This window comes from uncultured Shewanella sp., from assembly GCF_947491715.1.
GTDB lineage: Bacteria > Pseudomonadota > Gammaproteobacteria > Enterobacterales > Shewanellaceae > Shewanella.
In genome coordinates this window covers 1-19161 of record NZ_CANLKR010000061.1, presented here as the reverse complement: position 1 = coordinate 19161, position 19161 = coordinate 1, and the positions used below count along the sequence as shown (strand labels likewise).

The 19161-nt window shown below is 39.6% G+C and carries 15 protein-coding genes and 1 tRNA gene; 8 read left to right on the top strand and 8 right to left on the bottom strand.

Features of this window, described 5'->3' with window-relative positions; all coding sequences use genetic code 11:
• Positions 1–109: 109 nt before the first annotated feature.
• Positions 110–186: transfer RNA gene (locus Q0779_RS22735), tRNA-Arg, on the bottom strand.
• Between the two features lie 259 nt (positions 187–445).
• Here Q0779_RS22735 and Q0779_RS22730 point away from each other — a divergent pair.
• Complete coding sequence (locus tag Q0779_RS22730; protein WP_298776384.1) at positions 446–3064, top strand: diguanylate cyclase; 2619 nt, start codon at positions 446–448, stop codon at positions 3062–3064.
• Positions 3065–3067: 3 nt separating this feature from the next.
• On the opposite strand, the gene rep is transcribed toward Q0779_RS22730, so the two are convergent.
• Positions 3068–5083 carry a DNA helicase Rep gene (gene rep, locus Q0779_RS22725; protein WP_298776382.1) on the bottom strand — a complete coding sequence of 672 codons (2016 nt, stop codon included), beginning with the start codon at positions 5081–5083 and terminating at the stop codon, positions 3068–3070.
• Between the two features lie 351 nt (positions 5084–5434).
• On the opposite strand from rep, the gene Q0779_RS22720 reads away from it, so the two are divergent.
• From Q0779_RS22720 to Q0779_RS22710, 3 genes are all read left to right on the top strand, one after another.
• Entirely contained in the window at positions 5435–6553 is a 1119-nt protein-coding gene (locus Q0779_RS22720) for an efflux RND transporter periplasmic adaptor subunit (RefSeq protein ID WP_298776380.1), read from the top strand.
• Between the two features lie 15 nt (positions 6554–6568).
• A complete protein-coding gene (locus tag Q0779_RS22715; RefSeq protein WP_298776377.1) occupies positions 6569–9667 on the top strand; it encodes a multidrug efflux RND transporter permease subunit in 3099 nt (1032 codons plus the stop codon).
• Positions 9668–9775: 108 nt separating this feature from the next.
• Positions 9776–10030, top strand: a complete 255-nt coding sequence (locus Q0779_RS22710) for an accessory factor UbiK family protein (protein ID WP_298776375.1) — start codon at positions 9776–9778, stop codon at positions 10028–10030.
• A 49-nt stretch (positions 10031–10079) separates the two neighbouring features.
• Here Q0779_RS22710 and Q0779_RS22705 read toward each other — a convergent pair whose 3' ends face one another.
• Positions 10080–10751, bottom strand: a complete 672-nt coding sequence (locus Q0779_RS22705; protein WP_298776373.1) for a pseudouridine synthase — start codon at positions 10749–10751, stop codon at positions 10080–10082.
• A gap of 73 nt (positions 10752–10824) precedes the next feature.
• Positions 10825–11739: a M15 family metallopeptidase gene (locus Q0779_RS22700; protein ID WP_298776370.1), complete on the bottom strand. Its 915-nt coding sequence runs from the start codon at positions 11737–11739 to the stop codon at positions 10825–10827.
• 82 nt (positions 11740–11821) lie between these two features.
• On the opposite strand from Q0779_RS22700, the gene Q0779_RS22695 reads away from it, so the two are divergent.
• The 3 genes from Q0779_RS22695 (at position 11822) to Q0779_RS22685 (ending at position 13926) form a co-directional block, all read left to right on the top strand.
• On the top strand, positions 11822–12223 hold the full coding sequence (locus Q0779_RS22695) for a DUF4345 domain-containing protein (RefSeq protein ID WP_298776368.1): 402 nt from the start codon (positions 11822–11824) through the stop codon (positions 12221–12223).
• A gap of 200 nt (positions 12224–12423) precedes the next feature.
• Positions 12424–13212, top strand: a complete 789-nt coding sequence (locus Q0779_RS22690; RefSeq protein ID WP_298776366.1) for a phosphatase PAP2 family protein — start codon at positions 12424–12426, stop codon at positions 13210–13212.
• 255 nt (positions 13213–13467) lie between these two features.
• The gene (locus tag Q0779_RS22685) at positions 13468–13926 is read left to right on the top strand and encodes a DUF1090 domain-containing protein (protein WP_298776364.1); all 459 of its coding nucleotides are present in this window, start codon (positions 13468–13470) and stop codon (positions 13924–13926) included.
• 42 nt (positions 13927–13968) lie between these two features.
• On the opposite strand, the gene Q0779_RS22680 is transcribed toward Q0779_RS22685, so the two are convergent.
• Positions 13969–14583: a TetR/AcrR family transcriptional regulator gene (locus Q0779_RS22680; protein ID WP_298776363.1), complete on the bottom strand. Its 615-nt coding sequence runs from the start codon at positions 14581–14583 to the stop codon at positions 13969–13971.
• A gap of 107 nt (positions 14584–14690) precedes the next feature.
• On the opposite strand from Q0779_RS22680, the gene Q0779_RS22675 reads away from it, so the two are divergent.
• A complete protein-coding gene (locus Q0779_RS22675) occupies positions 14691–15818 on the top strand; it encodes an MBL fold metallo-hydrolase (protein WP_298776361.1) in 1128 nt (375 codons plus the stop codon).
• On the opposite strand, the gene Q0779_RS22670 is transcribed toward Q0779_RS22675, so the two are convergent.
• The 3 genes from Q0779_RS22670 to Q0779_RS22660 all read right to left on the bottom strand — a co-directional run bounded on the left by Q0779_RS22670 (position 15805) and on the right by Q0779_RS22660 (position 18844).
• Positions 15805–16725 carry a pseudouridine synthase gene (locus tag Q0779_RS22670; RefSeq protein ID WP_298776360.1) on the bottom strand — a complete coding sequence of 307 codons (921 nt, stop codon included), beginning with the start codon at positions 16723–16725 and terminating at the stop codon, positions 15805–15807. The genes Q0779_RS22675 and Q0779_RS22670 overlap by 14 nt on opposite strands.
• An 84-nt stretch (positions 16726–16809) precedes the next feature.
• Positions 16810–17433 (bottom strand): LON peptidase substrate-binding domain-containing protein, encoded by a 624-nt coding sequence (locus tag Q0779_RS22665; RefSeq protein ID WP_298776358.1) that lies wholly within the window; start codon positions 17431–17433, stop codon positions 16810–16812.
• A gap of 355 nt (positions 17434–17788) precedes the next feature.
• Complete coding sequence (locus tag Q0779_RS22660) at positions 17789–18844, bottom strand: alpha/beta hydrolase (protein ID WP_298776357.1); 1056 nt, start codon at positions 18842–18844, stop codon at positions 17789–17791.
• Positions 18845–19161: the final 317 nt, after the last annotated feature.

Here is a 19161-nt window from a genome sequence, read left to right as displayed (position 1 = left end):
GTGACTGATGGGGCTCGAACCCACGACAACCGGAATCACAATCCGGGGCTCTACCAACTGAGCTACAATCACCACTGACACATCTCCACTAACCAATACATACTCCAACTGGTGCGCCCAGAAGGATTCGAACCTTCGGCCTCACCCTCCGGAGGGGTACGCTCTATCCAGCTGAGCTATGGGCGCCTGCCTTAGTTAGCGACGCATATAGTAGGGATAAATCGCGCCGACGTCTAGCTCTGTTTTCATTTTTTTGTTTGTTTGCTTAAGTTTTAACAGATCAGGGTCAATATTTATCGAAATAAAACCCCTAGCAACACTAAGTATCACTTGGAAGCAATGGCATTTCATGCTATCAATATACTCAATAAATATGCATTTCTTGAATTTTATAATCCACTTACCGCTTGAATTAACATAGCAAATACTTAAATTGGCGAGATTAATGTTTAGGGATAAAACACCAGAAGCCAGAGAAGTTGCACGTTTACATAAACGCATTGCTCGCCTGAAAGCACTGGCGAGGATCTATAAACGTGCAGAGGTCACTCAAAACGCATTATTAGCCATATCGAATTTAGCGGCCTCCGTCACCTCCCAAGAAGAGTTCTATGGTGTTGTCTATGATTCAATAGATACCTTAGTTCCCACCGATAATTTTTTTATTGCGACGCTCAATTCAAAAACCAACAAAATAGAAATCCCTTTTTTTGCCGATGAGAAAGATGCACATCCACATGATCTCTACCCAAATGAGACCTTATCTGACACCTTAGCATCTGGGCTCACCGGATATGTTTTTCGAACGGGGGAAAGTTTACTGTGTGATAACACAAAATATCAGAAGCTACTCGATAATAACGAAGTGGTTAGCTTAGGCTCAGACTGCCATCAATGGCTTGGTGTTCCCATTAAAAATAATGGTATCATCACAGGAGTCATTGTTGTTCAAAGCTATGATAAAAATATTAATTACGGTGATATCGATCTCGAACTCATGAACTTTATCAGCCAACATATATCCACTGTGACTGAACACCTTCAGCATCAAGAACAGCTAGAGCAAGCCATAAGCAAACGCACAAAAGAGCTCAGTATTGCTTATGAAAAGCTCAAACAAGAAGTCAGTGAACGCCGCCGAGCCGAAAACTTACAAAAAACATTATTTGAAATAGCCGATCTTGCAACATCCAATATCGACAACAGTCAATTTTATGCCGAAATACATAACGTCATTAGCCGATTATTAGCCGCCAATAATTGCTTTATCGCATTACTTAATGAACAACACACAGGCTTAAGTTTTCCGTTTTATGTATCACAATTTAACTCCCCAGCCCCAAAACCTAGACCACTACAAGATGGATTAACTGAATTTATCATCCAACACCAAAAACCCAGACTGTTTCATAAAAACGATATCGATGAATTAATTTCATCTTTATCTGTCTATACCCAAGCACCAGAGCTTAATAATACCCGTCAAATTCATCAATGGATCGGTATCCCTCTTTTTATTCAAGGGAAAGTGATAGGCGCATTAACTATCTATAGTTTTAACGCCAACCAAAACTATCATGAAAGCGATCTTGAATTACTCACCTTTGTTTCACAACACATTGCCACCGCAATCGAAAGAAAACTGTCCGCTGAATCCTTAAAAGCCAGTCATGAACAACTAGAAGAAAAAGTGGCTCAACGCACACAAGCATTGGCATTGCTAAATCAAAATCTTGAAAAAGAAATCACACAACGTAAACAAATTGAATATCAATTACAGCATGATGCCAAGCATGACAATCTGACCAATTTGCCTAATCGTGCTATGTTCATGGAACAACTCTCACAAGCCATTAAACACTTACGCAGGCACCCACAAGATAAATTTGCCCTGCTCTTTATTGATATGGATAGGTTTAAATTATTAAATGACACATTGGGACATTTAGAAGGCGACCGATTTTTAATTGAAACCGCAAAACGTCTTAAGAAGTGCATTCGAGTCAATGACAATCTCGCCAGACTCGGTGGCGATGAGTTTGTGATATTACTGGACTGTATCAATCATGACCAAGATGCCATTGAAGTTGCCGAACGAGTACTTAAAGCCTTAGCACGCCCCTATCAGTTAACCCAAAAAATGTTTTACTCATCGGCCAGTATCGGCATTGCGTTAAGTAGCAGTCAAGGAACTGACACCAGTGAATCAATACTAAGAAATGCTGATGCTGCCATGTACCAAGCAAAGTCTGATGGGAAAGGCTGCTATGTTGTATTTCAACAACAATCATATCAACAAGTTAATAATATCCAATTAGAAAAAGAACTCAGACAAGCTATCAGTAACAATGAACTGCAAATTAGCTATTTACCCATTTTAAATTTAACCACTCAAACACTCATCGCATTTGAACCGCGTTTATTTTGGCTACATCCCCAACTAGGAAAAATCAAGCAAGTTCAAATCAATAACATTGCTCAGCAGTGCAACTTACATATTGAATTAGATAAATATACATTAAACCAGCTCAACGTCGACTTTGCACACTTGCAAGCGTATTGTACCCATAGCGTACAAATTCATTTGTCACTTTCCAGTCAACATCTAAAACATAAACATGCATTACGCAGCCTAAAAAATCAGTTAAAAAAATGCCAATTTAATTTAGAACAGTTATATTTATTTTTTAATGAAAGGGCCTTCGCACAAGATAATAATATTCATATTAATGCCTTTGAGTCTTTAGCACAGTTGCAAGTCAAGTTAGGCATTTACGATTATGGCAGTGTCAATGGTGCAATAAACAGTCTCACTTTTTTACCTATTAGTGTATTGAAGCTAGACCCCAGTTATTGCACGCACTTAGAGAGTGGATCTTACTTCAAACTCGCAAAAGCCTATTTCTTAGCAGCACAAGCATTAGGCCTAACTCTCAATGCCACAGGGATCACCCACTCAGATCAAATTGACAAACTCAAAGAGATAGGGATCACCATTGGACAAGGACAACCATTAGGTCAAGTCCTTGTACTCCCCAAAACCGCCGCACTCGATTGCGCTTAAGCCTTATTTACTCTTAAGCATATTCCTTAAATGCGCAATATTGCTTTTACCCGTTGCCTGCTGTTGCTCTGGCGAGGCTTGTGGTTTACGGTTTTCCCAAATAAGATCGTCTTGCGGTAACTCCATTAAAAAGCGACTTGGCTCACAGCGCATAGTCTCGCCGAATTGCCGACGCTCTCGACAAAGCATAAACCATAATTCTTTTTGTGCGCGAGTGATCCCCACATAAGCTAAACGGCGCTCTTCGTCGACATTTCCCTCATCAATACTGGTTTGGTGAGGGAGAATACGCTCTTCTGCACCTAGCATAAACACATACGGAAACTCTAATCCTTTTGAAGCATGAAGTGTCATTAACTGAACTTGATCGCCCTCTTCGTCCTCACTATTCCGCTCCATCATGTCTCTTAAGGTTAAACGCGTCACCACCTCTGGTAAGGTCATCGGTTCGTCGAGATCGTCACCTGCCAACATTTCAGTTACCCAGCGATAAAGCTCTGAAATATTCTTCATTCGCATTTCGGCCGCTTTTGCACTCGTGCTGTTTTCATAAAGATAATCTTCATAATTTATTTTTCGCACTAAGGTTTTAACCGCATCAACAGGATCGCCTCTGGTCACCGCCTCTTCAGTATCCACAATGAATCGACCAAATTGGTATAAAGAAGACATCGCAGCGGGCGATAAATAATGATTGAGGTCTGCCTCAAAAATCGCTTCAAACATTGAAATGTGTCGCTTATTAGCATAATTACCTAACGCTTCTAAGGTCGCAGGGCCAATGCCTCGTTTCGGCAGATTGACAATACGTAAAAAAGCATTATCGTCATCCGGATTAACCACCAAGCGCAAATAAGCCATCATATCTTTAATTTCGGCGCGACTAAAAAAAGACGTCCCGCCACTGAGCTTATAGGGGATCCTATTTGTCATCAAAGCTCGCTCAAGCAGCCTTGATTGATGATTGCCTCGATATAAAATAGCGTAATCACCAAACTGAGTCCGTCCAACAAATTTATGTCGAATAATCTCTGCAATCACGCGCTCAGCTTCTTGCTCCTCATTCGCCGCAACTAATACTCTCAACGGCTCTCCATAAGCCAATTCACTAAAAAGGGCTTTTTCATAAACATGGGGGTTGTTAGCGATTAGAATATTGGCCGCACGTAAAATACGTTGACTCGAACGGTAATTCTGCTCCAGTTTTATGAGTTTTAGTTTAGGAAAGTCTTGTCCAAGCAACACCAAATTCTGTGGTTTAGCCCCTCGCCAAGAATAAATAGATTGATCGTCATCGCCCACAACAGTAAAGCGAGCGCGCTGACCCACTAACAGTTTGACCAGTTCATATTGACTGGTATTGGTATCTTGATACTCATCCACCAGCAAATATCGAATTCTCGTTTGCCAGCGCTCACGCACGGTTTCATCGTGCCTTAATAATAATGTTGGAATGAGAATTAAATCATCAAAATCAAGGGCATTATAAGCTTTCATATGCTGCGCATAGCGTTGATATAATAACGCAAATAATTGCGATTGCTCATCTTTAGCTATTTTTCGAGCTTGTTCAGGGATCACTAAATCCCCTTTCCAATTAGAAATAGCACTCGCCAGTGCTTTCAATAAATCTTTGTCTTCTTCTAACTCATTTTGCGTCAGCTCTTTTAATAGCGCTAAACTGTCTTGATCATCAAATAGCGAAAAACCGGATTTTAGCCCCAACACTTTATATTCACGTTTGATGATTTCCAACCCTAAAGTATGAAAAGTAGAAATCCACAATCCACGTGCTTCTTTGCGTCCCATAGATTGAGATACACGCTCTTTCATTTCACGAGCCGCTTTATTTGTAAACGTGACTGCAGCAATATGACGCGCGTTATAACCACAATCTTTTACTAAGTGCGCAATTTTATTGATAATGACACGTGTTTTCCCACTCCCAGCTCCCGCCAACACTAAGCAAGGACCAGTAACATAGTGAACGGCATCGTTTTGTCCAGGGTTTAACTTCATCAGTAAATGACAACCAATACAGAAAGAAATAACAGGCAGGCATGATACCAGAAATATGACTCTTCATAAGCGAAAAACACCGTCACGGATAAAACTCAGCGACACACATGTTTTAACCCGCCACCAAAAAATATAAATTTACACTTAATACCTCTATATTCAGCAAAAAAAAAGCTAGCATCATTAATAATCATTCATGTTAATGTATAACAATGTTGAGCTGTATGCAGCTCAACATTTTGAATGACAACTTTAGTTCCATCAAGTTAACAAGCATTTAAAATATCGACTAATATTACTATTAATCAAACACATTTATTGTAACAATCAAATTACAGGGCAGTCAGGCATATGAAAAAATGGTTTACAGTCATGCTCATCATTGTCGTTCTCGTTTTTGGATCCGTAATCGGCTTCAATCTCTTCATTAAGAAAAAAATAGCAACGTTTATTGCTAACATGCCGGAGCCTGAATTTCCCGTCACGGCAATGAATGTTACCCCAACAACTTGGCAACCCAAACTTCATGCCATTGGTTACGTAGAGCCAAACCAAGGCGGCACCTTATCTAATCAAGATGCTGGTGTCGTCAGCACAATCAATTTCGAAAATGGTGCAGAGGTCAAAAAAGGACAGTTATTGATTTCCCTTAACACGGAAGTTGAAAAAGCCAATCTTGAAAATAGTGTCGTGCAGTTACCTGCAGCTAAAGCGGATTATGAGCGTAATTTAGCGCTCTATAAGAAAAATTCCGTATCCAAACAAGATGTGGATAGTAGCCAATCAACCTACCTTGCCTTAGTGGCCAGTATTGAAAGTCTAAAGGCAACCATTAGTCGACGGGAAATTAGAGCACCTTTTGATGGCATAATGGGGATCAGAGAAGTGAACCTAGGTGATTACCTGAGCGTTGGCACCGATGTGGTTGGCATTGAAGATCTCAGTAATATGAAAATTCGTTTTACTATTCCTCAAACCCAACTCTCAAAAGTTTATGTCGGACAAAAAATCAATACTTTTGTCGACAGTTACCCCAAAGTGCCTTTTTCTGGCACGATAACAGCGATTGAACCCGCCGTCTTCGAACAAAGCGGCCTCATTCAAGTACAAGCGCAAATCCCTAATGCCGATAATAAGCTGCGTAATGGTATGTTTGCCGAAGTCAATATATTACTGCCAAAAATGGACAACCAAATAGTGCTGCCTAGAACCGCTATTACTTACACACTTTACGGAAATTCTATCTATGTCATCAACAATAAAACCGAAAAAGGAAAAACAGTCCAAAGAGTAAATCAAGTGGATGTTCAAGTATTGGAAAGAACAAGTGGCAAAGCACTCATCAAAGGTAAACTCAAAGCAGGCGATAAAATTGTCACTTCAGGGCAAGTTCGCTTAAGTAATAACAGTAAAGTCAAAGTGACAGAGAGTGCAGCTTTGCCCACTCCAACCACTATGCCGCAACTATAACAGGAGGAAGTGGCGATGCGCTTTACTGATACTTTTATTCGTCGGCCTATTTTGGCTATTTCAATCAGTTTGCTCTTGTTATTATTAGGTGTGTATTCCTATTTAGGTATGCAAGTACGTGAATACCCTAAAATGACCAACACGGTATTGACTGTTACCACTAACTACTATGGCGCCGATGCAAACCTGATCCAAGGGTTTATTACTCAACCAATAGAACAAGCTATTGCACAAGCTGATAATATTGATTACATGAGTTCAACCAGTATTTTGGGCACATCAACCATTACCGTCACAATGAAGCTCAATACCGATCCCAATGGCGCATTGGCTGAAATCTTATCAAAAGTGAACTCTGTTGGCTCACAAATTCCCAGTGACGCACAAGATCCAACCATTGCCATGTCAACAGGTTCTCAAACCTCTGTGCTATATATTTCATTTAATAGCCAAGAACTCAACGCCAGCCAAATTACCGATTATTTAAACCGAGTTGTCACGCCGCAACTATTTACTATCTCAGGTGTGGCTAAGGTTAACCTTTATGGCGGCGTCACTTATGGAATGCGCGTTTGGCTCGACCCCGCACGAATGGGAGCCTTTAATATCTCCTCCAGTGATGTCATGAACATCTTGCAAGCCAATAACTACCAATCAGCGGCAGGTCAAGCCAATAGTTATTACACCACCTTAAACAGTACCATTAACACGCAAGTCACCACAGCAGACGAACTCAACCAATTAGTCGTCTCTACCACCGATGATGGAAAAGTCATTCGCTTAGAAGATATTGGTCATGCTAGCTTAGCCAAGAGTCGAGATACTATTCGTGGCTTGGCTGACGGTAAAGAAGCCGTCGTCGTCGCCATTGATGTGACCCCGACAGCCAACCCCTTGCTAGTCGCAGCAGATGCTAGAGCTATGATGCCGGACATTTTAAATAGTTTACCGCCATCAATGAATGCCAAAATCCTCTATGACTCCTCATTAGCCATTGACGAGTCCATCAATGAAGTTATTAAAACCATAGGTGAAGCTTCTATTATTGTTATTATAGTCATCACCTTATTTTTAGGCTCCCTTCGTGCCGTCCTCATTCCAGTCGTCACCATCCCTTTGTCCCTCATTGGTGTTGGAATGGTCATGGATATGTTTGGATTTTCCATTAATTTAATGACTTTGCTTGCCATGGTACTGGCCATCGGACTGGTGGTCGATGATGCTATTGTGGTCGTGGAAAATGTCGATCGGCATATCAAACTGGGAGAAACACCTTTTAGAGCCGCCATTATAGGCACACGAGAAATTGCCGTTCCAGTGATTTCCATGACGATTACCCTCGCGGCGGTATACTCTCCCATAGCGCTAATGGGCGGAATAACCGGCTCTTTATTTAAAGAATTCGCCCTCACACTGGCAGGTTCTGTCGTGATATCAGGCCTTATTGCCCTCACCCTATCACCCATGATGTGCTCTAAAGTGTTACTTTCAAAACATGAGCCCAAACGTTTCGAACGAACCGTTGACTCGATATTAAGTCGTGTAACAAACCGCTATAACACTATGCTTTCAGCTGTGTTAAATCATAAACCCGTTATCCTCACATTTGCCGCTTTTGTTTTAATCTCATTACCCATTATGTTTAGTTTTATTCCATCAGAGCTTGCCCCCAAAGAAGATAATGGTGTCGTAATGATGATGGGGACAGCACCGTCAACAGGCAATTTAGATTATATTCAATCGAATATGAAACTTGTTACCGACATGATCAGCAAACAACCTGCTGCTGCTGCCTCACTGGCATTTGTCGGCATACCAGCAACCAATCAATCCTTTGGTATTGCACCTCTTGTCCCTTGGAGTCAACGTAGTGAGAGCCAAAAACAAGTACAAAAAGCCTTAGGTGAAGAAGTCAAAACCATTCCAGGGATGGCCATTACCACCTTTGAAATGCCGCAACTCCCAGGCGCTTCAAGTGGTCTACCAATACAATTTGTCATCACCACTTCTAACCCATTTGAAAGTTTATTTGAAATCGGTATGGGCGTATTTGAAAAAGTGAAGAAAAGTCCCTTATTTGTCTTCTCCCAAGTCGATCTAAAATACGATTCAGGTAATATCAACATACAAGTCAAAAAAGATATCGCAGGCAGTTACGGCATCACCATGCAAGATATTGGTAAAACATTATCGACCATGATGGGGGATGGCTATGTTAACCGCATTAATTTAGAAGGCCGTTCCTATGAAGTTATTCCACAAGTTGCCCGTAAAAATAGAACAGGTCCAGAGTCTTTAGAAGGCTACTACCTCACCGCTGCCGATGGTCGCTCAGTGCCTTTATCGAGTCTGGTTGATATTACAGTCACATCAGAGCCTCGCTCTCTTCCTCATTTCGATCAAATGAACTCAATGACCATTAGTGGTGTCGCTCCTCCAGGTACACCTATTGGTGGCGCCATCTCTTTCTTAAAAAACATCGGTGATAATGAATTGCCTAAAGGTTATACCTATAGTTTCCTTGGCGAAGCTAGGCAATATGTCGAAGAAGGCAACGCACTTTACGTTACTTTTGCTCTGGCTATCGCCATTATTTTTCTCGTCTTGGCCAGTCAGTTTGAAAGTTTACGGGATCCATTAGTGATCTTAGTTTCTGTCCCCTTGGCGATTAGTGGTGCTCTTATCGCTTTAAGTTGGACTCATGTCTTTGGACTCACCTCAATGAATATCTATTCCCAAGTCGGACTCATTACACTGGTAGGACTCATCTGTAAACATGGTATTCTCATTTGCGAAGTAGCCAAAGAAGAGCAGCTCAATAATGGATTAGACAAACTGGCAGCCATAAAGCTGGCAACCTCCATACGGCTACGTCCGATTTTAATGACCACAGCGGCGATGGTAGCAGGCTTAATTCCCCTGTTATTTGCATCAGGCTCTGGAGCCGTTTCACGCTTTAATATTGGGCTGGTAATTGTGGCAGGTTTGTCTATTGGTACCTTGTTCACATTATTTGTTCTACCCGTCATGTATATGTACCTTGCGCAGACCCATAAGCCGCTGCCTGAGTTTGATGAATCTATTGCGCCTAAAGAAGCTGAAATCAAGGTGTAAATAATCAAATAGCGCCTTGGTCAGTTTCACTAAGGCGCTATCTTTGGCAAATATGGCATCCCTCAGGTACAATTATTATTAACAGCACCCCAATGAAAAAGAACCCAGATGATTAATCCAAAAAAAATTGAAGAAATGGCTAAGCAGTTGACTGACAATCTCCCTAGTGGCTTAAAACAATTTGCAGGAGAATTTGAAGAGCGCACCAAGCAAGTACTTCAGAACCAACTCATGAAGCTGGACTTAGTCTCACGTGAAGAATTTGAAGTGCAACAACATGTATTAGTGAAAACACGAGAAAAACTGACCGCGCTTCAAGAGCAAGTTGATGCACTAGAGCAAAAGTTAACCCCACCTGAATAAGCATCACTGGTATGCTGAAAAATAAAAGAAAGATCCTACGATCTTTCTTTTAAAAATCAGCCTCACACACTCCGACCATTCTTTCTCCCGTCAAAGGATGCTCAAACTCCAACCTAGACGCATGTAATAGCAAACGGCTGGCCATAGAATGAGTCTTTTCACTGCCATATAAGTCACAACCTAAAATCGAGTGACCCATAGCATGACTGTGGATCCTCAATTGATGCGTACGTCCTGTGATGGGGGTAAAACACACTCGCGTTCTTAAAGGTGATGTTAATCGCTCTAATACTTGATAATAGCTTTGAGCCGACTTACCGGTTTGACTGCAGATCTTTTGCCTTGGAAAATACGCCGGATCTTTTGCGATTGGAAAGTGTATCTCACCTTCATCTTCCGCCACATGCCCATTTAACATACTGGTATATTGTTTAACCACTGTTCGAGCCTGAAACTGCTTGGTAAGCAGAGCATTTACTTTTTTATTCAGCGCGATAACCATCAAACCAGATGTGCCAAAGTCAAGTCGATGAACCATTAATGCCGTAGGGTAATCTTTCACTAAACGGTAATGCACAGAATCTTTATTTAATGGGTTTTTTCCAGACAAGCTCAACAAACCAGTGGGTTTATTGATCAGTAAAATAGCCTCATCTTGAAACAAAATGTCAATGTCATCAAAACAGGGAGGCGCTACAAAGGTGTCAACGACTGCGATCATGGTTATCGGTTCCCATTAAAATAGCTTATCCAGTGAATTGAGGAAGCTGAATCAAAAAAGAGAGTACTATCGCTCATTGGAAGGCAGTTGTCACTTTCTCAACACAAAACTTACGCGCTAAATCTTGATCACTAAACCCCTGTATTGTTTTTGCCGTCTTCAAGCACATATTCATTTGTACCACATACGCATGGAACCATGCTTTTGCTCTTTTAACAGGCAAAGAGGTCAACTTATCAATAAAAGCACGAGATCCCACTTGAAAATGCATATAGTCAATAGGCCTGTCCCAATCACCGCCCCAGATCACAAAACCATGCTTAGCAAACTCAAGTACCACTTCCTCCGCCATACCAAATCGAGTCGCTTTACCTGGCCGATACTTTGCTCGATTGAGATATTGACTCACAGCACTTTGAGGGATCACTAAAGCATCAGCATTTTCTCCTACATAAAAATAAGGATTTTGAAAAGGATTAATATCAATCGCCACACCATAAGCATGTTCTGACCAAGTCGTGCCACGAGTGATTAACCGAGAGTCAAAAGCATAACTATTATTAATGTCATCTTTTAACTTTTCTCGTTCACTAAAATATTCTATGGGAATAACCTGATAGAGTGGAAATTGAAATTGGTAAAGCGTATTGAATAATGAGAATACTTCATCGGCCACGATATCGAGCACAACTAAGACTCCCATAGAGCTCAAATGTTCCTCTCTGTTAACTTCACGCGTATTGGAAGTTTCAGTGAAAAGAGGATAATAAGGAAAAACTATTTTTTTCAATCGATTGCATTTAATCGGCGAGTTATTTTTAACCACCTGCCTTTCCATCATTAGTTCACATTCTTTAACAGACACCGAATACACTCCCGCTTGCGCGTCAGCATGAAAATCTTTTGAACTAAGGTCAATAGAATCACGTGTTGCACAAGATGCTAAAGTCATAACCAAGAACAAAACGAATGCACTCTCTAATCTCATACTTTCTCCTTTAATGAACCGTCCACTGCATATTCATACCACTTAGGTATATACTATAGGAAAAATCGTACCGAGAACCTTCATGAAATTCCGACTAATATTGATCTGGGTAAACAGCCTCTTCTTCACTTTATATGGTCTAAGCTTTATTTTTTTACCTAATACCTTATTTCCATTTATTACTGACTCGCAACTCACCAGCGCATCAGCACTCATTGATATCCGTGCCACGTTTGGCGGCATGTCACTTGGACTAGGTTTAGTTCTTGCCTTATTCACTCTTACCCCTTCCAATCACCGTCTAGGTCTTTGGGCTATCCTGATCATTATGCTGGCAATGGCTTGTTCACGATCGCTTGGGCTACTCCAAGAAAATTCAGCGAATAACATGATGTTTATTTACCTTGTCTGTGAAATGATTGTCGCATTACTGGCACTGATTGCACTCGGTTATGATAAAAAAATGATGCAAACAAAAAAATAACGGCTCAATTTAAAACAAATCACTCAAACTGTATCTATTATTAAATCAATTCTAAAAAAATGAGTATGACTCAATATTAATTAATACCCAACGAATGGGATATGTGAAACTCTTCGTCAACCTTAATATAGTAAAATTAAGAGTAGGCTATCCCCAATCTGTAGAACAAAAAGACAAAACATTGCTATAGAGGCCCTAGAGTGAAGAAGAAAACCGTCGATAAATCAAGCATAGCTCAAGCTTGGTTGCTTATTTCAGCAATCATCTTAATTTCTCTTACCTCTTTTATGCTAATGGGAGATATACGTTTTTTCCCATCACTGGATCTCTCCTCTGATGTTGCCCAATTTTATTACTGGATAACAGAAACAGCATCCTTTCCATTTGCCATTATCACAACATTCATCATTATTTCATTTTGTGCTTTCAGGATCCCTCGACCTTTAATGAAAAAACTTATTCCAGCCCTCATCATCAGTTTACTGCTGTCTTTAGGATTGGGCCAACTCATTAAAGTGACCACCAAAGAAATTAGGCCCAATATTGCTTTAATGACTCAATATCACTTATTAAACATGGACACTTTTAACCACCTCGACAAAAGCGATCGCCAACAAGCTATGGCTCAAGCCATACCTAAGCTGGAAGCCATTGATCCCAACATTCAACTATCCTCTCAGATTAATAAACACTGGCAGAGTACAACAAACTATGCTTTTCCTTCAGGGCACATGCTCTTTGCAGTCACGCTTACCTTAATCATTAATTATTATTTAATCCAGTCAGGCGCTGTAGTCCTTCCTATATTATTAATGATTTGGAGCGTCTTAATAAGCTTAAGTCGATTATTTTTAGGTCTACACTGGCCTCAAGATATATTAGCCGCGACGCTATTATCTATTATTTCCGTCACCATAGGGCTTTATGCCACTGAAAAATACCTCACTCACTCCAACGGCTCCCGCCGACAAAAATCTCCGCCAAACTAAAAAATATAACCTTAATTTATTGTATTAAAATAATAATCAGTAAGAAAACACTTATTTATATTTAATAATTAATGTTTAACATTGAACATCTACTGAACAAGATAATCACAAATATAGACACTGTTAATGGTTTCATAAATACTGTCTATTTGAGTATTTCCGTCTCAATGAAAATAAAGGCGCCCTCTATAGAAGAGATAAATTTATAAACAATACGCCATGTAATAATAGTGATCAAATAAACTTGAGGTCAGTATGCTAAAGCAATATATCTTTTTATTTCATCATCGTTCAATGTTATCGCGCACCTTGACTCTGATCAGTCTATTGGCATTTATGGCTATTTCATTTCAATCAGTCGCATCAGAGAGCTGCAATCAGTTAATCGGTTGCGAACAAAAATACTGCGAAATTAGTCAGCAACTTAATGCCGCAAAACAGTACAATAATAAAAATAAAATCAAAGGATTAACGACCGCTCTCGATCAGGCCAAAGCACATTGTAGTAATGCAAAACTTAAAGAAGAGTTAACCGAAAAAATATCCGAAGCAAAAAAAGAGCTAGCAGATTATGATGCCGATCTTATTGCCGCGGAATCTGCTGGAAAAAAACAAAAGGTCAACAAATACCAAAATAAAATCAAAGAAGAAGAAGTCAAAATAAAGCAGTGGGAAGTTGAACTTACAAAATTAAAGCCATCACCCAATGATTAACATACTAACGATTTTACAACTCAATCATTAACCTACCAATACTTAAGTATATTGTTTAATAATCATTTGTACTGCCATGTCAACAATAGACTGGCGTTGTTGACTATCTGGAATAGGCGAATTTTGGACGATTTGTGGCCAGAAACAAAACCCCTTAATCACAGACACAAATTGCATCGCTACTTGTTGTGGCATTTGGCTGTTAATTGCCCCTTGTTTTGCCGCTGCCTCAAACCATCTGATTAAGGGCGATCCTTTCTCTTCAAACTCTTTCACAGCATGTTGAACTAAATGTGGTGAATGAATCGATTCAGCAAAAATAACCTTCGCCATCGCAATAAATTTAGGCATAGTCAGCAATTTAATTTCATTTTCAGCTAAATGCGTTAGCTGTACTTCAAGTGACATAGTATCAGAAAAAGAGACGGTTTTTTCGGTGTAAAAAAGCATCAACATGCGCTCAGTAATTGCATGAAATAAGGTTTCTTTACTCGGAAAATGATTATAAACCGTTCGTTTAGATACCGAAGCATTTAAGGCAATCTCATCCATATTGGTCGCCTTAAAGCCCTTATGTTGAAATTCATCCATCGCAGCATCTAAAATTGCTGCACGCTTTATCTCTGAGCGTGTTAATTTTTTATCTTTTAATTCCACAGGTTAATTTTCTCACGTAATAAAAACACCATCATATTACACTTAACAGTTTACTTTTTCAAAAAACAAGAGTAAATTACACTCACAAGTTTACTTTTGTGGTAATTATGAAATTAATTAATCGCATTTCAATGTTATCTCTCTTTGGAGGCGCAGTATTGCTTATGTCATACCTAACAAACTTAAATGTCGAAACTCCAAGTTCAATTCAAAACTCAGGTATACCCTCTTCTGATATCAGTAATCACCATAATCCAAAGGGGGGGTTTATCAATACTGCAAACGACTTTAATGATAATACAGCCATCTTGCCCTTACTGATCCGCTACGCAACAGAGAAGAGAATCGATGCCATACCAGAGCATGTTATTCCTGTTCAATCAGTAACCCAATCACAACTCAATAATATGAAATCCGATACGATTATTCGTTTAGGGCACTCTAGTCTTTTTATGCAGCTGAATGGGCAAAAATGGCTCATTGATCCAGTATTTAGCGACAGAGCGTCACCTTTCAGCTTTATTGGGCCCAAACGCTTTCACCAGCCCCCTATCGCACTCTCTGACTTACCCGATATTGATGGTATTTTAATCTCTCATGATCATTACGATCATCTTGACGAAGCCAGCATTAAATTTTTAGCACAAAAAGTTAAACATTTTGTTGTTCCATTAGGTGTCGATCATCATTTAAAGAAATGGCAGGTTCCCACTAACACTATTCATGCTTTAGACTGGTGGCAATCCATAACTCTTGATGGCATAACCTTAACCGCCACGCCCACACAACACTTCTCAGGTCGTGGCTTATTTGATAAAAATGAGACACTTTGGGCTTCTTATGTCATTAAGACACCCGATTCATCACTCTTCTTTAGTGGTGACTCAGGTTATTTTGATGGTTTTAAGGCCATTGGGGAACGTTTTGGACCTTTTGACATCACTATGATTGAAACAGGCGCTTATGATAAAGATTGGGCCGATATCCACATGACGCCAGAACAAAGTTTGCAAGCTCATATTGATTTAAAAGGGCGTAACATGCTGCCCATACATAATGGCACTTTTGATCTTGCCTTCCATGCTTGGTATGAACCTTTTAACCGAATAGCCCAATTGGCTCATCAAGCACATGTCCCGTTATTAACCCCCATTATGGGACAAGCAATAACAGTCAATAAGTTACCTCAAACAAAAGAGTGGTGGAACACATTTGTCCCCTCTAAAAATCAGTAAAACCTTCACAACTTATATCATGCTTTATCTGTGTAACAGGATCGGTAAAACACAAACGCTTAGCCATCAATTTTAATGGCCGAGCAAAATTATCAGGTGCTTTATCTTGCAAAACTGGATACAAGGTATCATTGATCAACCCCATACCTAAACTGTCCATATGCAGTCGTAATTGATGTGTTTTACCTGTGATAGGTTTTAATAAAAACAATCCCACTTTTCCCTTAACGGCAATTAAACTGATCATCGAATGACTATTAGCTTGGCCATCAATAATCTTCATCATAAAACTGGGAGTACTTTTACCAATACGATTTTTTATCGTCCAATGTCTAGGCAAAGCTAAATACCCACTGTTATATTCTTTTAATAATTCAGGCGTTAAATAGGCTAATGCATGATACTCTTTTACAATATTTCCCATTTTAAAAAGTTGATGATATTCATGGCGCGTCTCTTTATTCAACGACATTAACATCAAACCTGAAGTTGCTCTATCTAAGCGATGTGCAGCTATTAAATCAGGACACGAAATACGCTTTCTTAGCCGATTGACTAAACACTCATTCACAAAATGCCCACTCGGATTAACAGCTAAAAAAGCCGGTTTAAAAGCAATTAAAATCTGATCATCTTGATACAGTATGCTTTCTTTAAAAGGAATGAGACTTTCTTGCGCAACTTCACGATAATAATACACCCGCTCTCGAGGGGTAAAAGGCGATTTAAGGTCAATCAAATCTCCATTACGCCAATGGACTTTTCCTTCAACAATGCGGTGATGCCAAGTTTGAGCGGAAATATGCTTAAAATGTGATACTAAAAAATCGAATACTGTTTTTTTATCTATCACGGTTTCAGGAAGCACAATATAAGAAGCTTGATTTGCACGAGCACCTAACGACATGTATAAATACCTACTAACGACAAAAAATAGAAATGAGTCAAAATCAATATATCACATCTAGATTAAATGTGACCCATTGATATATTAGCGCATTTTTTTTATATCTAAATCAGACAGGCTAGTATTATCTTTTCTATTCACATGAGACTGAATCAACTTAAAAACATAATCTAATGTACGATGGCAATTAGGTTGACAAGCTAAGCGTAACTTTTCATTATTATAAAGCGGTAAGACCTCAAGCCAACGTTGACTGACCCAAGTCGCATCTTCTAAATTTATCTGTGTATATAATTTTGATAATGCCTCATTGGCCTGAAAAAAATGCTCTAAAGCCGCACTTAAAATTTCATATTTTTCAGTAATAGGCTCTGCAGCCCAGTTATCATAACGACGCGCCTTCGCAAGCCAAATCTTATCTTTTTGTTGAACTGCAGACATGATTTTAACTTTTTGCTTTCCCTCCAAAACCAATTCTAAGGCCCCATCACTTTCTTGATTAAAATCGATAACCTCACACTCAGTTGCATAGGGATAACAGGGCAGCTTACCGTGCACCCTATGCATACCAAATATCAATGGATATTGACCTTTAAGCACTTCAGCCACCATTTTTAAATAATGAGGCTCAACGATCCTAACCTTGGTTCTTCCCAGTGGTAATAATAAAGCATCACGGGTAAGTATTACCATTTCTTCTGTATGCATATGCCTTTTCCCATATAATGGGCAAGTTATACCCGTGATACTCGAAGGTGCATGTTTTCAGAGCCTGTAAAAGTGCCTAATTCAAGGCGTATTATTGCAAGAATGCTTATTGCCTTTTAAGGTGATACAACGCAGAAGTAGGTGATTTTACAGACTCCCAAGGGGCTGGTTTAAAAGCCTTTTATACTGCGTTATTGAACATCAGCTTAGAATGACTAAGCACGCTGTTCAAAGCCTTGCCTAAAAGGCTTTTAATTCCAGCTGAATCCTGCATCTTCAAGTATCACGGGTATAGCTGCCTTATCTCTAATAAAGTGTAGCAGCTAAGCATATATTTACTTATTGAAAAAGGTTATCAAAGCCTTTCAAGTTTATTGGCAATTGTCCCTGAGTGAATAACATTATCAAAATCATCAGCTAAAGCATGGCTCATTATCGCTGCATTCTTCCAATATTGAATCCTCTTCTCTGTATCTAATGATTTAAAATCCCGTCTATCTGGTAACTTAGAATAAGGTAATCGCTCAATAAACTTCTCCGTCGGTGCTAAAATCAATGCATTATCATAATTATGCTTAGCCTCTCTCCAAGCTAAAGATTTATCAAACCAACCCGGCTTCATCACAGAATAAAAATGTGGGTATATGCTCATCCCTTTCGCTTTTGTGAGCGGTATATCAAAATGATAATCCGTGATCCCACCATCAAAATACTTCCCTTTCGGCGCCCCTTTAATGTCGCATACAGGGGATAAGACCCAAGGAATAGCACCACTCGCTACTAACACATGATTAATATTCTCATGATGAAGTGTAATATGCCTGCTTGGTAAATCTTGCAGCGAACAAAAAGGTGAAGAAAAATCATCAACACCAAAAATACACCGCTCAAAATGCCAGCCTAAGCTCTTTCTGCTTAATAAGTTACTCGCAGCTGTTGCAGCAAGTCCAGCTGCCAGAGACATACGATTATTGCCTGCATTTAAATGTCGAGCGCGGCAAGCCACAAAGTGGCTCTTAATGACAGGATGCTCAATAATATCAGTCCCTTTATGGGCACCAAGTAACTCACGAATAATAGAAGTCACATTTTTTGTAATAGCATCTGGAGAAGGCTTACCTTCATACACTTGGTTAATATAAAGATTTTCTAGATGTTGATGGGCCGCAATGGGGTTTTCTTGCGCTAAACTTGCTAATCGCCATGCCCCAGATGAGGCACCTATCGTATATAAAGGAGACGTTCTTTGCTTAAAGAACTCCCCAAAAATATAACGATCTAAACTAGCAATGCCTAACCACTTTGGCCCTCCTGATGCCGCAAATACTTGTGTGAAAGCATCCGCATTAAGCCCTTTTTCCATTATCGTTTTAAATGCAGTTGGCCCAGCAATAAAGCGCAGAGAAGACACGATATAACTCCTTATTTCAACAGCTTTAGCATTAAGTGACTAGAATAAAAAATGAGTCAATAACATCACTCAACCAAAGGTTAAAAAACAAGATTTGCAGGGTATTTTACACCTAACCTATACAAGTAACAAATTCGAGTATTCGCTACTCTTTATGGAGTAATAATCTAAAAAATATATTTTAATATCTTATCCGTTATCCAATAAGCCAATAAGCCAATAAGCCAATCGTGAACAGAGACTATACCCAAACCACTTGAAGATGCAGGATTCAGCTGGAATTAAAACGCGTTTAGGCAAGGCATTGAGTTGAGGGC

What these genes read in the sequence shown, in the direction of transcription:
- Q0779_RS22730 (WP_298776384.1), top strand. Translation starts at nt 446, where the DNA reads ATGTTTAGGGATAAAACACCAGAAGCCAGAGAAGTTGCACGTTTACAT.
- rep (WP_298776382.1), bottom strand. Translation starts at nt 5,083, where the DNA reads ATGAAGTTAAACCCTGGACAAAACGATGCCGTTCACTATGTTACTGGT.
- Q0779_RS22720 (WP_298776380.1), top strand. Translation starts at nt 5,435, where the DNA reads ATGAAAAAATGGTTTACAGTCATGCTCATCATTGTCGTTCTCGTTTTT.
- Q0779_RS22715 (WP_298776377.1), top strand. Translation starts at nt 6,569, where the DNA reads ATGCGCTTTACTGATACTTTTATTCGTCGGCCTATTTTGGCTATTTCA.
- Q0779_RS22710 (WP_298776375.1), top strand. Translation starts at nt 9,776, where the DNA reads ATGATTAATCCAAAAAAAATTGAAGAAATGGCTAAGCAGTTGACTGAC.
- Q0779_RS22705 (WP_298776373.1), bottom strand. Translation starts at nt 10,751, where the DNA reads ATGATCGCAGTCGTTGACACCTTTGTAGCGCCTCCCTGTTTTGATGAC.
- Q0779_RS22700 (WP_298776370.1), bottom strand. Translation starts at nt 11,739, where the DNA reads ATGAGATTAGAGAGTGCATTCGTTTTGTTCTTGGTTATGACTTTAGCA.
- Q0779_RS22695 (WP_298776368.1), top strand. Translation starts at nt 11,822, where the DNA reads ATGAAATTCCGACTAATATTGATCTGGGTAAACAGCCTCTTCTTCACT.
- Q0779_RS22685 (WP_298776364.1), top strand. Translation starts at nt 13,468, where the DNA reads ATGCTAAAGCAATATATCTTTTTATTTCATCATCGTTCAATGTTATCG.
- Q0779_RS22675 (WP_298776361.1), top strand. Translation starts at nt 14,691, where the DNA reads ATGAAATTAATTAATCGCATTTCAATGTTATCTCTCTTTGGAGGCGCA.
- Q0779_RS22670 (WP_298776360.1), bottom strand. Translation starts at nt 16,725, where the DNA reads ATGTCGTTAGGTGCTCGTGCAAATCAAGCTTCTTATATTGTGCTTCCT.
- Q0779_RS22665 (WP_298776358.1), bottom strand. Translation starts at nt 17,433, where the DNA reads ATGCATACAGAAGAAATGGTAATACTTACCCGTGATGCTTTATTATTA.